This is a genomic window from Aurantimonas sp. NFXS3, from assembly GCF_049132005.1.
Classification (GTDB): Bacteria; Pseudomonadota; Alphaproteobacteria; order Rhizobiales; family Rhizobiaceae; genus Aurantimonas; species Aurantimonas coralicida.
The window spans coordinates 132,824-145,952 of the sequence record NZ_JAGDDZ010000003.1 but is presented as its reverse complement, the minus strand read 5'-3'; the positions used below and the strand labels follow the sequence as shown (position 1 = coordinate 145,952).

At 65.2% G+C, this 13,129-nt stretch carries 13 protein-coding genes; all 13 read left to right on the top strand.

Features of this window, described 5'->3' with window-relative positions; all coding sequences use genetic code 11:
- Window positions 1-85: 85 nt before the first annotated feature.
- The 13 genes from J3367_RS10945 (at window position 86) to J3367_RS10885 (ending at window position 13,042) form a co-directional block, all read left to right on the top strand.
- Window positions 86-1,018, top strand: a complete 933-nt coding sequence (locus J3367_RS10945) for a flagellin (protein WP_188075602.1) — start codon at window positions 86-88, stop codon at window positions 1,016-1,018.
- A gap of 313 nt (window positions 1,019-1,331) precedes the next feature.
- Window positions 1,332-2,231 (top strand): flagellin, encoded by a 900-nt coding sequence (locus J3367_RS10940; protein ID WP_009210341.1) that lies wholly within the window; start codon window positions 1,332-1,334, stop codon window positions 2,229-2,231.
- Between the two features lie 323 nt (window positions 2,232-2,554).
- Entirely contained in the window at window positions 2,555-3,523 is a 969-nt protein-coding gene (locus J3367_RS10935; RefSeq protein WP_188075601.1) for a flagellin, read from the top strand.
- 386 nt (window positions 3,524-3,909) lie between these two features.
- Entirely contained in the window at window positions 3,910-5,841 is a 1,932-nt protein-coding gene (locus tag J3367_RS10930) for a methyl-accepting chemotaxis protein (RefSeq protein ID WP_421460986.1), read from the top strand.
- The gene (locus tag J3367_RS10925) at window positions 5,841-6,146 is read left to right on the top strand and encodes an STAS domain-containing protein (protein WP_024350327.1); all 306 of its coding nucleotides are present in this window, start codon (window positions 5,841-5,843) and stop codon (window positions 6,144-6,146) included. The genes J3367_RS10930 and J3367_RS10925 overlap by 1 nt, the downstream gene beginning before the upstream one ends.
- Window positions 6,143-6,514 (top strand): response regulator, encoded by a 372-nt coding sequence (locus tag J3367_RS10920; RefSeq protein ID WP_421460984.1) that lies wholly within the window; start codon window positions 6,143-6,145, stop codon window positions 6,512-6,514. The genes J3367_RS10925 and J3367_RS10920 overlap by 4 nt, the downstream gene beginning before the upstream one ends.
- A gap of 92 nt (window positions 6,515-6,606) precedes the next feature.
- Window positions 6,607-8,904: a chemotaxis protein CheA gene (locus J3367_RS10915; RefSeq protein WP_421460982.1), complete on the top strand. Its 2,298-nt coding sequence runs from the start codon at window positions 6,607-6,609 to the stop codon at window positions 8,902-8,904.
- A 5-nt stretch (window positions 8,905-8,909) separates the two neighbouring features.
- Window positions 8,910-9,404 carry a chemotaxis protein CheW gene (locus J3367_RS10910; RefSeq protein ID WP_009210336.1) on the top strand — a complete coding sequence of 165 codons (495 nt, stop codon included), beginning with the start codon at window positions 8,910-8,912 and terminating at the stop codon, window positions 9,402-9,404.
- A gap of 185 nt (window positions 9,405-9,589) precedes the next feature.
- On the top strand, window positions 9,590-10,435 hold the full coding sequence (locus J3367_RS10905) for a CheR family methyltransferase (protein ID WP_246716080.1): 846 nt from the start codon (window positions 9,590-9,592) through the stop codon (window positions 10,433-10,435).
- 86 nt (window positions 10,436-10,521) lie between these two features.
- A complete protein-coding gene (locus tag J3367_RS10900) occupies window positions 10,522-11,565 on the top strand; it encodes a protein-glutamate methylesterase/protein-glutamine glutaminase (protein ID WP_421460979.1) in 1,044 nt (347 codons plus the stop codon).
- A 110-nt stretch (window positions 11,566-11,675) separates the two neighbouring features.
- Window positions 11,676-12,065, top strand: coding sequence for a response regulator (locus tag J3367_RS10895; RefSeq protein WP_009210333.1), 390 nt, complete (start codon window positions 11,676-11,678; stop codon window positions 12,063-12,065).
- Entirely contained in the window at window positions 12,065-12,604 is a 540-nt protein-coding gene (locus J3367_RS10890) for a chemotaxis protein CheD (protein WP_024350332.1), read from the top strand. The genes J3367_RS10895 and J3367_RS10890 overlap by 1 nt, the downstream gene beginning before the upstream one ends.
- 75 nt (window positions 12,605-12,679) lie before the next feature.
- Window positions 12,680-13,042, top strand: coding sequence for a hypothetical protein (locus tag J3367_RS10885; RefSeq protein WP_187390846.1), 363 nt, complete (start codon window positions 12,680-12,682; stop codon window positions 13,040-13,042).
- The last annotated feature ends 87 nt before the right edge of the window (window positions 13,043-13,129 follow it).

Below are 13,129 nucleotides of genomic sequence, written 5' to 3'. Positions count from 1 at the left end.
ACCGGTCACGGGCATGATGCCGCTTCGTTATACCGGCCGATCCGGACTGTCCCCTGTTTGAAATTCCGCGTTACGGGACACCAACATGACCTCCATCAACACCAATACGTCGGCGATGACGGCGCTGCAGAGCCTCTCGGCGATCAACAGCAGCCTCGACCAGACCCAGAACCGCATCTCGACTGGCTATCGCGTCGGCGCAGCGTCGGACAACGCCGCCTACTGGTCGATCGCGACCACGATGCGCTCGGACAACAAGGCCCTCGGCGCCGTCGAAGACGCGCTTGGCCTCGGCCAGGCGAAGGTCGACACGGCCTATACCGGCATGAAGGCCGCGATCGACGTCGTCGACGAAATGAAGGCCAAGCTCGTCGCTGCCAAGGAACCCGGCGTCGACAAGGCGAAGATCCAGTCCGAGCTCAAGGAGCTTCAGGGCCAGCTCGGCTCGATCGCCACCTCGGCCTCCTTCTCCGGTGAGAACTGGCTGAAGTTCGATGGCGGCACCGGCTCGAAGAGCGTCGTCGCGTCCTTCAACCGCTCGGCCGCCGGCACGGTGTCCGTCGGCACGATCGACATCGACGTCTCGTCGGTGAAGCTGTTCCGCGACGTCGCGGCAGTCGGAACAGGCGATGGAATCCTCGACAAGGAGACCACCACGGCCAACGGCGCTGGAACGCCGGTGAACGTCACCTACACGGTGTCTACCCTCGACATCACCCTGGCCGATGTCGACGACACGGTCCTCACCGGAATGATCTCGGCCGTCGATACGGCCCTGAAGTCGATGACCACGGCCGGTTCGAACCTCGGTGCCTCCAAGAGCCGCATGGATATCCAGTCGGAGTTCGTCTCCAACCTGCGCGATTCCATCGAGAAGGGTGTCGGCACGCTGGTCGATGCGGACATGACCGAAGAGTCGACCCGCCTGAAGGCGCTGCAGACGCAGCAGCAGCTGGGCGTCCAGGCGCTGTCGATCGCCAACTCCTCCTCGCAGTCGCTGCTGTCGCTCTTCCGCTAAGACACGACACCTCGATATTGAGACAGACGGGTCCGGCCGCAAGGCCGGGCCCGTTTTTGCGTTGATCCGGGCGCGTAATGCAGAAAATCCGGAAGGTTTCATTAGAGCTTGATTCAGGATGCCGCAGCAAAGCCGGATCCGGACCTGATGTTAACTATCTGGCTTAAGTAGCCGGTAGCCGATGCCGGCCGATGGTGCCCCCATAGCGAGGTGACCGGTGAAGCGTTCATCGGTCACGGGCATGATGCCGCTTCGTTATGCCGGCCGATCCGGACTGTCCCCTGTTTGAAATTCCGCGTTACGGGACAACACAATGACCTCGATCAACACCAATACGTCGGCAATGACCGCTCTGCAGAGCCTGTCGGCGATCAACAGCAGCCTCGACCAGACCCAGAACCGCATTTCCACCGGCTACCGCGTCGGTGCGGCGTCGGATAACGCCGCCTACTGGTCGATCGCGACCACCATGCGGTCCGACAACAAGGCCCTCGGTGCCGTTCAGGACGCGCTCGGCCTCGGCCAGGCGAAGGTCGATACGGCCTATACCGGCATGACCGCCGCCATCGACGTCGTCGACGAGATCAAGTCGAAGCTGGTTGCCGCCCGCGAGCCGGGTGTCGACAAGACCAAGATCAACTCGGAAATCAAGGAACTGCAGGGTCAGCTGACCTCGATCGCCTCGTCGGCGTCGTTCTCGGGTGAGAACTGGCTGTCGGTCAACAGCGGTGCTGCGGGCTACACGGCGACGAAGTCCGTTGTCGCGTCGTTCAACCGAGATTCCGGCGGCAACGTCTCGGTCGGCACCATCGGCGTCGACACGTCGAAGACGAAGCTGTTCGATTCGAACGGCGCGGCCGGCATTCTCGACACGGGCCGCACGGGTGGCACGGTCGTCTCTACCTTCACGCTGACCGGTGCAACCACCGACGCGAACATCTCCACGATGATCTCGGACGTGGACGAGGCCCTCGGTGCGATGACCACCGCTGCCTCGAACCTTGGTGCCGCCAAGAGCCGCATGGACATCCAGTCGGAGTTCGTCTCCAACCTGCGCGACTCCATCGAGAAGGGCGTCGGCACGCTGGTGGATGCGGACATGACGGAAGAGTCGACCCGCCTGAAGGCGCTGCAGACGCAGCAGCAGCTGGGCGTCCAGGCGCTGTCGATCGCCAACTCCTCCTCGCAGTCGCTGCTGTCGCTCTTCCGCTAAGACACGACACCTCGATATTGAGACAGACGGGTCCGGCCGCAAGGCCGGGCCCGTTTTCGCGTCTGCCCATGGAAGCCTGCCAGTCTATTTCTCGTCTTTGAACGGTCTTGTTAATCCTTCGTTGAGGATGACTGCGATCCGGGCCGGTCCTGCCCACGCGTTAACCAATGAATTTAAGTAGCCGGTAGTCGATGCCGGCCGATGGTGGCCCCATAGCGAGGTGACCGGTGAAGAGTTCATCGGTCACGGGCATGATGCCGCTTCGTTATGCCGGCCGATCCGGACTGTCCCCTGTTTGAAATTCCGCGTTACGGGACAACACAATGACTTCCATCAACACCAATACGTCGGCGATGACGGCTCTGCAGAGCCTGTCGGCGATCAACAGCAGCCTCGACCAGACCCAGAACCGCATCTCGACCGGTTACCGCGTCGGTGCGGCGTCGGACAACGCCGCCTACTGGTCGATCGCGACCACGATGCGGTCCGACAACAAGGCGCTCGGCGCCGTCGAAGACGCCCTCGGCCTCGGCCAGGCGAAGGTCGACGTGGCCTATACGGGCATGGAAGCGGCGATCGACGTCACCTCCGAGATCAAGTCCAAGCTGCTGGCGGCTCTCGAGCCGGGCGTCGACAAGACCAAGATCAACTCGGAACTGACCGAGCTGAAGAACCAGCTCTCCAGCATCGCGTCCTCGGCCAGCTTCTCGGGCGAGAACTGGCTGCAGAACTCGACCGCGGCCGCTGCAGGCACCAAGAACGTCGTCGCCTCGTTCAACCGCGATTCCGGCGGCAACGTCTCGGTCGGCACCATCGGCCTGGACGTCTCCAGCATGACGCTGATCGGCACGGACAACGAGACCCTGGGTCTTTTGACCAAGGACTACGATGCCGACCAGCTGCTGGCGACGCCGACGGCGACGCCGGACAATTACCGGCTGATCGACGTCGTCGGTCAAACGACTGCGGCCACGGGTACGGTGATTGCCCTGGCCAGCACCACAACAGATGCACAGGTGAACGCCATGGTGCGGGTCGTCGACAAGATCCTTTCGGACATGACCACGGCGGCCTCCAATCTCGGTGCCTCCAAGAGCCGCATGGATATCCAGTCGGAGTTCGTCTCCAACCTGCGGAACTCCATCGACAAGGGCGTCGGCACGCTGGTCGATGCGGACATGACCGAGGAGTCGACCCGGCTGAAGGCGCTGCAGACGCAGCAGCAGCTCGGCGTCCAGGCGCTCTCGATCGCCAACTCGTCCTCGCAGTCGGTGCTGTCGCTCTTCCGTTAATCGGATCGCACAGTCCGAAGGGACCGATCGGGTCCGGCCGCAAGGCCGGGCCCGTTTTGCGTCCGGCGTCCGGTTCGGGGCGAGGGGAGGGAGCGGAACAGATCGGTCCACGAACTGTACGGCAACCTTAGCTTGCTGGCGGCAACCCCAAGAGAATCTTACTGATTTAATTTTGCGAGAATGAACGTCGTGGTCCGATCCGCAAGACAAATGAAAGCAATTTCAGACCAGATGGTGCGGTGACTGCAACGAAGATGCAGCGCATCCCTGACGCAAGCTTCGACGGGCCGACGATAAGAATCCGTTAACCATCGCTCCCCTAATTTCCCATCAGCGTCGTTCCGCAAGCCCGGAGCCGTCGCCGCCGCCCAAGGACGTTCCCGATCATGCAAATGGCCAATCTGAAGATATCAACGAAGATCGCAGCAGCCTTCGCGATCCTCGTCGTGATCGCCGCCTGCATGGGGGCGCTGCTGTTCCAGTCGATGGTCAAGATCGAGACGGCCGCCGAGGACAAGAACAATCAGGTCGCGCTGTCGAACGCCGCGATCGACGCGCGCTTCGCGCTGGCCCGCCAGGAAAACTCGCTGCGCGGCTTCATGATCACCCGCGACACCTATTTCTCCGGCCGGGTGAAGGAGCATTACGCGACCTTCCAGAAGAACGTCGCATATCTCGGCGAGGTCGCCGGTGCCGGCAGCCCGATCGCCGCGCAATTGCCGCAGGTGTCTGCCGCGATGCAGGCTTGGCAGACCGAGATCGCCGACCCGGTGATCCGCGATGCCGGCAACGAACTCACCTATCCGCAGGCGCTGGCGCTGTTCAATTCCGGCAAGGCTGACGCGTTCATCGAGCCGATCGAGACCATTCTCGATGGCGTCCGCGAGACGACGACGGCCGGCGTCGCCGCGGCCAGCAACGCCGAAGCCGCTGCCAATGTCGCCGCCGAGAGCGCTCTTCTGGCCGGCATGGGCGCGCTGATCCTGGTTGCCGCCGGTCTCGGTTGGGCCCTGTCCCGCGGGATCGCCACTCCGATCGTCCAGATGACCGGCGTGATGCGCAAGCTCGCCGATGGCGACAAGACCATCACGGTCCCTGGCGCGCAGCGCAAGGACGAGGTCGGCGAGATGGCCGGCGCTGTCGAGACCTTCAAGCAGGCCGCGATCGAGCGGGACGAACTCGCCGCAACGGCCGAGGCCGCCCGTATCAGCCAGGACGAGGCCAAGAAGCGTCAGGCCGCGCTCGACAACGCCAAGGCCGAGGATCTGCGGGCCTTTGTCGGCGTCGTCGAAGTGGGCTTCGAGCGCCTGTCGGCCGGTGACCTCACCGTGCGCATGCAGGACCGGGTGGCCGAGGAATTCGAGCCGATCCGGGCCAAGTTCAACGCCAGCGTCGCCTCGCTGGAAGAGGCGATCGGCCATGTCGTGACCTCCATCGCCTCGATCCGCACCGGTCTCGGCGAGATCAACACGGCCTCTAACGATCTCGCCCACCGCACCGAGCAGCAGGCGGCGAGCCTCGAGGAAACCGTCGCGGCGCTCGGCGAAGTGACCCAGGCCGTCAACGAGACCGCCGAGGGTGCCGGCAAGGCCCAGCAGGTGGCGTCCGGTGCCCGCGAAAAGGCCCAGAAGGGCGGCGAGGTCGTCGGCAAGGCGGTCGCGGCCATGGGCCAGATCGAGCAGTCCTCGGAGAAGATCAACTCGATCATCTCGGTCATCGACGAGATCGCCTTCCAGACCAACCTCCTCGCCCTGAATGCCGGCGTCGAGGCGGCGCGGGCCGGCGAGGCGGGCAAGGGCTTTGCTGTCGTCGCCCAGGAAGTGCGCGGGCTCGCCCAGCGCTCGGCGGAAGCGGCCAAGGAGATCAAGACCCTGATCGCGACGTCCCGCGAGCAGGTCGGCACCGGCGTCGAGCTGGTCACGGCCTCGGGCAAGTCGCTGGAAGAGATCGTCACCGAGGTCAGCGCCATGGCGGAGGTCATCTCGACCATTGCCTCCTCGGCCCGCGAACAGGCGACGAGCCTGCGCGAAGTCTCGGGTGCCGCCGACCAGATGGACAAGGTGACCCAGCAGAACGCCGCGATGGTGGAAGAGGCGACGGCAGCCAGCCAGACGCTGGCCAACGAGACCGACGAGCTGGCCCATGCCATGGCCAAGTTCAGCACCAGTGCCGGCAATGCCGGTGCCCGCCGCAGCGAAGGCCGGACGCAGCCGCAGCGCCATGCGCCGTCCCGCGGCGTGACGCAGATGCGCACCACCGGTTCGGGCGGCGCCGCCCGCGCCACGCAGGTTCAAGAAGATAGCTGGGAGGAGTTCTGATGGCCCGGAAGCCCGCAACCCGCAAGGCGACATCCGTCGGCTTGCCGGAAGTTCTCGACATCAAGGCAGCCGCGCCACTGGCGGAACAGCTCCTGGCCCTGCGTGGCGGACCGGTCAAGGTCGACGCCTCCAAGGTCACCCGGCTCGGCGGCCAGTGCGTTCAGGTCCTGCTCTCGGCAGCCGCGACCTGGAAGGTCGATGACACGCCGTTCGACCTCGACACACCTTCGGACGCCTTTTTGAGCGGCCTCGAACTTCTCGGGCTGTCGCCCGAGCACATCAGCGACAAGGGAAGCCTCGCATGAGCAGGACAGTTCTGACGATCGACGACTCGCGCACCATGCGCGAGATGCTGCGGGCGACGCTGTCGTCGCAGGGCTTCATCGTGGTGCAGGCCGAAGACGGCGCCCAAGGGATCGAGGTCCTGGAAGGCATGGAAGTCGAGCCGGATGTCATCATCACGGACATCAACATGCCCCGCAAGGACGGCTTCCAGTTCATCGAGGAAGTGCGGGTCGATCCCCGGCGTCGCGCCATCCCGATCCTGGTGCTGACCACGGAGAGCGATGCCGAGAAGAAGCAGCGGGCCCGCACCGCGGGCGCGACCGGCTGGATCGTCAAGCCGTTCGACCCGGTCAAGCTGGTCGACGCGATCAACCGCGTCGCCGCCTAGGCAGAGCGCCCTGTCGGCGGTCGCGCGGCCCGAGCGGGCCGCAGTGACCGCGACGCAGACAGCAGTCCGAGCAGGAACAAGAAGGTAGCGACATGGACGCGATGGCCGAAATCCGGCAGACATTCTTCGAGGAATGTGCCGAGCAGCTTGCAGAGCTGGAAGCCGGGCTGCTGGCGATCGAGAATGGCGAGGCCGATTCCGATACGGTCAACGCCGTGTTCCGGGCTGTCCATTCGATCAAGGGTGGCGCCGGCGCCTTCAGCCTCGACGATCTGGTGCGCTTTGCCCACATCTTCGAGACGACCCTCGACGAGCTGCGCTCCAACCGGCTGGAAGCGACGGACACGGTCATCAAGGTGATGCTGCGTTCCGGCGACGCCCTGGCCGACCTCGTCACCGTCGCCCGCGACGGCGGCGTGGCCGACGCGGCCCGCAATGACGGCCTGGCCGCCGAACTTAAGGCACTGGTCGGCGGCGGCGCGGTCGAGACCGAGGATGCGGCCGGCGAGGACGACAACCAGGGCATGGGCGATCTCGACTTCGTCCCGATCGCCGTGGATCTCGACGATCTTCTCGGCGGCGGCGACGATGCGGACGATGACGGCGAGACGGTTTTCCAGATCTCCTTCAAGCCGCATGAAGGTCTCTATTCCAAGGCCAACGAGGCGGCGGTCGTCCTGCGCGATCTCTGCAAGCTCGGCGAGGCCGAGGTAACCTGCGACACCAGCGAGCTGCCGCAGCTGCAGGATCTCGATCCCGAGAGCGCCTATCTCACTTGGAACATCGAGCTGCGCACCTCCGCGACCGAAGAGGCCGTGCGCGAGATCTTCGAATTCGTCGAGTGGGATTGCGACCTGACGATCGAGGCCGACAAGCCGGAAGGCGACGCCGGCGGCTTCGATTCCGATCTGGCCGAGATCCTGGCCCGCATCCGCGGCGACGTGCCGGCGGAGGCTCCTGAGGAGATCGCCGACGCGCCGGAAGCAGCCGCGCCCGACGCCGAACCCGTCGCCGAGGACGAGACGCCCGCCGCTCCCGCAGCGACCGCCGCGCCCGAGCCGGCGAGCGTTCCCGCAGCAGCACCGGCTCCGGCCGCCAACGCCGTGCCGAAGGCGATGCCCTCCGAGGCCAAGGCGGCTCCCGAATCCGACGGCAAGCCGGCCACGGCGACCACCGCGGCCGCCCAGACCATCCGTGTCGACCTGGAGCGCGTCGACCGGCTGATCGACCTCGTCGGCGAGCTGGTCATCCATCAGGTCATGCTGTCCCAGCGCGCCTATCAGGCGGGCCTTGCCCGCACCTCGGAGCTGGCGGTCGGTCTCGACGAACTCGAGCAGCTCACCCGCGGCATCCAGGACAGCGTCATGGCGATCCGCGCCCAGCCGGTGAAGTCGGTCTTCCAGCGGCTGCCGCGGCTTGCCCGCGAAGTCGCCGAGATCTCCGGCAAGACCGTGCGCCTCGTCACCGAAGGCGAGTGGACCGAAGTCGACAAGACGGTCATCGAGCGCCTCGCCGATCCGCTGACCCACATGCTGCGCAACGCCATCGACCACGGCCTGGAGAAGCCCGAGGTACGACTGGCGGCCGGCAAGCCCGCCGAAGGCGTGGTGAAGGTCGCGGCGATGCACCGTTCGGGCCGCATCGTCATCGAGATCACCGATGACGGCGCCGGCATCAACCGTCCGAAGGTCCAGGAGATCGCCGTCAGCAAGGGCCTCGTCCCGGCGGATGCGAACCTGACCAACGAGGAGATCGACAACCTGATCTTCGCGCCGGGCTTCTCGACCGCCTCCTCGGTGTCGGAGCTTTCGGGCCGCGGCGTCGGCATGGATGTCGTCAAGCGTTCGATCCAGGCCCTCGGCGGCCGCGTGTCGATCACCTCCGAACCCGGCAAGGGCTCGATCTTCACGATGAGCCTGCCGCTGACGCTGGCCGTCCTCGACGGCATGATCGTCTCGGTCGGCGACCAGACCGTGGTCGTGCCGCTGACCGCGATCATCGAGACGCTGCAGCCCAAGCCCGAAGAGGTGAAGAGCTTCGGCGGCGACGCCCGGCTGGTGAAGGTGCGCGACAGCTTCCTGCCGCTGGTCGATGTCGGGCGGGAGCTCGGCTTCACCGATCAGCCGACGGACGCCACCGGCGGCGTCGCGATCCTGGTCGAGGCGGAGAAGGGGCTGCGTTCGGCGCTCCTCGTCGATGCCATCCAGGGGCAGCGCCAGGTCGTGATCAAGAGCCTCGAGACCAATTACGGCAACGTGCCCGGCATCGCCGCGGCCACCATTCTCGGCGACGGTCGTGTCGCCCTCATTCTCGACGTCGATACCGTCGTCGCGACATCGCGGGGCGATATCGCCTTCGCCAGCAACGCCATGCAACAGGCCGCGGAGTAGGATAGATGACGACTTCTCACAACCAGATCGGCAAGCCCGCCCAGAACGACAATCGCGGTGAAGGCAATGGCCGCGAGCTCGTCGCCTTCCGCATCGGCGAGCAGGAATTCTGCGTCGACATCATGTCGGTGCGCGAAATCCGTGGCTGGACCCCGGCGACCCCGATCCCGCACGCCCCGTCCTACGTCAACGGCGTCATCAACCTGCGCGGCGCGGTTCTGCCGATCGTCGACCTGGCCGCCCGTCTCGGCTTCCCGAAGACGCAGCCGACGGCGCGCAGCGTCATCATCGTGGCCCGTTCGCAGCAGCAGCTCTTCGGCCTGCTGGTGGACGCGGTCTCCGATATACTGACGGTGACCGACGACGCCCTGCAGCCGCCGCCGGACATGGCGACGGAGTTCGCCAAGCAGTTCGTGCGCGGCGTCATGGCGCTGGAAGGCCGCATGGTCTCCCTGATCGCCACCGACAACGTGCTGCCGCAGCTGCGCGACGCGGCCTGAGCCGGGCGCAGCACGGTAGGCAACAGCAGACAAGATGACAGAAATGGTGCGATGGAGCCGGGCATGGGATGCCCGGTTCCCGTGCCCGAAGTGGAGTGGGGCGTTTGGCGGCCGGATATCAGCAGGAAAAGCCGGTAGGCAGGCGGCGGGCCGATTCCGCGTCGATCGGAGCGGGCGAGTTCCCGATGACCGAGGCGGATTTCACCAATATCGCGCGCATTCTCTACGATGACGCGGGCATCCATCTGTCGCCCTCCAAGGCGACACTGGTCTATTCGCGGCTGTCCAAGCGGCTGCGCAGCCTCGGCATGGAGAGTTTCCGCGACTATTGCGAGCATGTCGCCGGTGCGGGTGGCGCCGACGAGCGGATGAAGATGCTCGCTTCGCTGACCACCAACGTCACGCATTTCTTCCGCGAGCAGCATCACTTCGACCATCTGCGCAACAACCTGTTGCCGCCGCTCCTGGCGAGCGCCAAGCTGGGCGGGCGGGTGCGCATCTGGTCGGCAGGCTGCTCCAACGGCCATGAACCCTATTCGATCGCCATGACCGTCCTGTCGATGATGCCGGATGCGGCCGATCACGACGTGCGCATCCTGGCCTCCGACATCGACCCGAACGTCGTGGCGACGGGCCGCGCCGGTATCTATCTGTCGAGCGACCTGCAGAACGTGCCGGCCGATCTGCGCCGGCGGTGGTTCCGCCCGGTGCACGGGGCCTCCGGCGGCAAGCGCGGCGCGACCGACGAGATGGCCTTCGAGGTCGCCGACACGATGCGCGATCTCGTCGCCTTTCGCGAACTGAACCTGATCGGCCAGTGGCCGATGAAGGGCATGTTCGACGCGATCTTCTGTCGGAACGTGACCATCTATTTCGACCAGACGACCCGCGAAAAGGTGTGGAACCGCTTCGCCGAGCGCATCCTGCCGGACGGCTTTCTCTATGTCGGCCATTCCGAGCGGGTCACCGGACCGGCGTCCAACACGCTCAGCTACGAATCCAATACCTCCTATCGCAAGGCTGGTGGCTGATCGTGATGGACCGCATCGACCCGAACCAGATTGCGGATTCGTCCACTGGATCCGACCCTCGTGATTCCGGACGGAGCAGAGCACCGATGACGGCACCCGCAACCGTTCTCATCGTCGACGATTCGATGACCATGCGGGCCCTGATCCGCAACGTGCTGCGCAACGATCCGGGCATCGAGGTGGTCGGCGAGGCCGCCAATCCCTTCGAGGCGCGCGAGAAGATGAAGGCGCTCGATCCCGACGTGGTGACGCTCGACGTCGAGATGCCCAACATGAACGGCATCGACTTCCTGCAGAAGATCATGCAGCTGCGGCCGACGCCGGTGATCATGGTGTCGAACCTCACCGCGCCCGGCGCGTCGGCGACCCTCGAAGCGCTGGAGATCGGCGCCTTCGACTGCATCGCCAAGCCCGGCGCCGGCAGCAATACCTTCGAGACCCTGCCGGGCCTGATCAAGGAAGCCGCGCAGGCCAAGGGCCGTTTGGTCAAGCGTCGGGGCAGGGTGGCGGCACCGACGACCCGCACTGCACCGTCGGCGCACGCGCCGCACGAGATCACCTGCTCGCCGACCGGGCCCGAGCTGATCGGCATCGGGTCGTCGACCGGCGGCGTCGAGGCGCTGACCCAGGTCCTGGCCGAGTTCCCGGCCGACTGTCCGCCGACGCTGATCGTGCAGCATCTGCCTGCCGCCTTCACCGGTTCCTTCGCCGCCCGGCTCGACCGCCTGTGCCCGGCCCATGTGAGCGAAGCCAAGGATGGCGACGTTTTGCGGCCGGGCCATATCTATCTGGCCCCCGGTGGCGGCCGGCATATGGTCCTGCGCAAGTCGATGCAGCCTTACATCTCGCTGGTCGCCGACGATCCGGTTTCCGGGCACCGACCTTCGGTGGACGTCCTGTTCGCGTCCATCGCCAAGAACTTCAAGGGCCGCTCCAGCGGCGTGATCCTGACCGGCATGGGCCGCGACGGTGCGCAGGGGCTCCTGGAGATGCGCAAGGGTGGCTCGCGCACCCTGGCGCAGGATGAGGCGAGTTCGCTCGTCTACGGCATGCCGCGCGTGGCCTACGAGATCGGCGCCGCGGAGAAGAGAGTCCCTCTTGCCAGAGTGACACGGCAAATATTTGCCTGACGGACTGATGTTCATCCGACATTGTTTCAAGTCAGCGCAAAATTCGATCCGGATGAGAGAATCTCTTCATAAAATTCCCCTTTAATAGGGATCCGACAAGGATAGACCCCATGAGCATCGCAGACCGGATCAGAGTTCTCATCGTCGACGATCATCGTACCAGCCGGATGCTGATACGAGATGCGTTGGAACAACTTGGAATCAAGCAGATCATCTTTGCCGTCGACGGTGAAGAGGCGCTGCAGACGATGATGACGGCGCCGTGCCACATCATCATCTCGGATTTCAACATGCCCAAGCTGGACGGCATCCAGCTTCTGAAGGCCGTACGCTCCTATGCGCCGACGAAGAAGACGCCCTTCATCATCCTGACGGGGCAGGGCGACCGCGAGCTGGTGCAGCGTGCCGCCCAGTTCGGCGTCAACAACTTCCTCGCCAAGCCGATCACGGTCCCCGTCCTTAAGAAGACCATGGAAGCGGTGGTCGGTCGTCTTCAGTGATGCTGAACCGGTCGGGAATGCAGCGCATCCATGTCATGCAAGGCGAAGCCCGGGTGGCGACGGGACCGGATACGGTCCTGACGACCCTGCTGGGTTCCTGCGTTGCGGCCTGCATCCACGATCGGGTGGCGGGGGTCGGCGGCATGAACCACTTCCTGTTGCCGGGCGCCGGCGACTCGGAGAGCGGCCGGACGGAGAGCTTCGGCCTCTATCTGATGGAACTGCTGATCAACGGGCTGCTGCAGCAGGGCGCGCGTCGCGAGAATCTCGAGGCGAAGCTGTTCGGCGGCGCCCAGACCGTCGATCGCCTGTCGAATGTCGGCTCCAAGAATGCCGTCTTCGCCGAGCGCTTCCTGCGCACGGAGAAGATCACCTATCTGGGCGGCAGCCTGGGCGGGGAATCGGGACGCCGCATCGAGTACTGGCCGCATTCCGGCCGGGCCCGGCAGATCCTGTTCGCGCCGACGGCGATGCCGCAGATCCCGGTGGCCCGTCCCGTCCGCAAGCCCGATGCCATCGGCGACGTGGAACTTTTCTGAAAGGATCGCGACGTACTCTGGCGAGCCGTCTCGAACCACTGTCTCGTTCAATTCTAGCGATCGAAGCGAAGCGCCATGTCGATGAGTTCCCTGTCCGACCTTTTCAGGACCCTCTCCCTCGAGCTGCGGGAACTCGCCAAGGATGCCGAGGCGATGCATGATCTCGTCTGCCCGGACCACGCGACGCAGGACGCCGCCTATGTGCGCGCCGTGCAGCGCATCGACCGCACCCAGCAGACGCTGTGCAATCTCTCCACCTTCCTCGAAGCGGCCCGGGACGAACTGCCGGAGAGCTACGAAGTCGCGCTGAAATCGGCGCTCGAGACCGTGCGCCTGAACGATCTCAAGCTGCGTCTCGTCCCCTCCGCGCACAGCATGGCCGCAGCAATGTCGGACGATTCCGACGGCGAGATGGAACTGTTCTCCCAGGCGTCCTGACCGGCCCCGACATCTCCGACGTTCCGTTCCACGGCGCCGGACACTCGCCCAGATTGCATTCACCGACAGGTTTCTCGCGTTAACCCT

What these genes read in the sequence shown, in the direction of transcription:
- J3367_RS10945 (WP_188075602.1), top strand. Translation starts at nt 86, where the DNA reads ATGACCTCCATCAACACCAATACGTCGGCGATGACGGCGCTGCAGAGC.
- J3367_RS10940 (WP_009210341.1), top strand. Translation starts at nt 1,332, where the DNA reads ATGACCTCGATCAACACCAATACGTCGGCAATGACCGCTCTGCAGAGC.
- J3367_RS10935 (WP_188075601.1), top strand. Translation starts at nt 2,555, where the DNA reads ATGACTTCCATCAACACCAATACGTCGGCGATGACGGCTCTGCAGAGC.
- J3367_RS10930 (WP_421460986.1), top strand. Translation starts at nt 3,910, where the DNA reads ATGCAAATGGCCAATCTGAAGATATCAACGAAGATCGCAGCAGCCTTC.
- J3367_RS10925 (WP_024350327.1), top strand. Translation starts at nt 5,841, where the DNA reads ATGGCCCGGAAGCCCGCAACCCGCAAGGCGACATCCGTCGGCTTGCCG.
- J3367_RS10920 (WP_421460984.1), top strand. Translation starts at nt 6,143, where the DNA reads ATGAGCAGGACAGTTCTGACGATCGACGACTCGCGCACCATGCGCGAG.
- J3367_RS10915 (WP_421460982.1), top strand. Translation starts at nt 6,607, where the DNA reads ATGGACGCGATGGCCGAAATCCGGCAGACATTCTTCGAGGAATGTGCC.
- J3367_RS10910 (WP_009210336.1), top strand. Translation starts at nt 8,910, where the DNA reads ATGACGACTTCTCACAACCAGATCGGCAAGCCCGCCCAGAACGACAAT.
- J3367_RS10905 (WP_246716080.1), top strand. Translation starts at nt 9,590, where the DNA reads ATGACCGAGGCGGATTTCACCAATATCGCGCGCATTCTCTACGATGAC.
- J3367_RS10900 (WP_421460979.1), top strand. Translation starts at nt 10,522, where the DNA reads ATGACGGCACCCGCAACCGTTCTCATCGTCGACGATTCGATGACCATG.
- J3367_RS10895 (WP_009210333.1), top strand. Translation starts at nt 11,676, where the DNA reads ATGAGCATCGCAGACCGGATCAGAGTTCTCATCGTCGACGATCATCGT.
- J3367_RS10890 (WP_024350332.1), top strand. Translation starts at nt 12,065, where the DNA reads ATGCTGAACCGGTCGGGAATGCAGCGCATCCATGTCATGCAAGGCGAA.
- J3367_RS10885 (WP_187390846.1), top strand. Translation starts at nt 12,680, where the DNA reads ATGTCGATGAGTTCCCTGTCCGACCTTTTCAGGACCCTCTCCCTCGAG.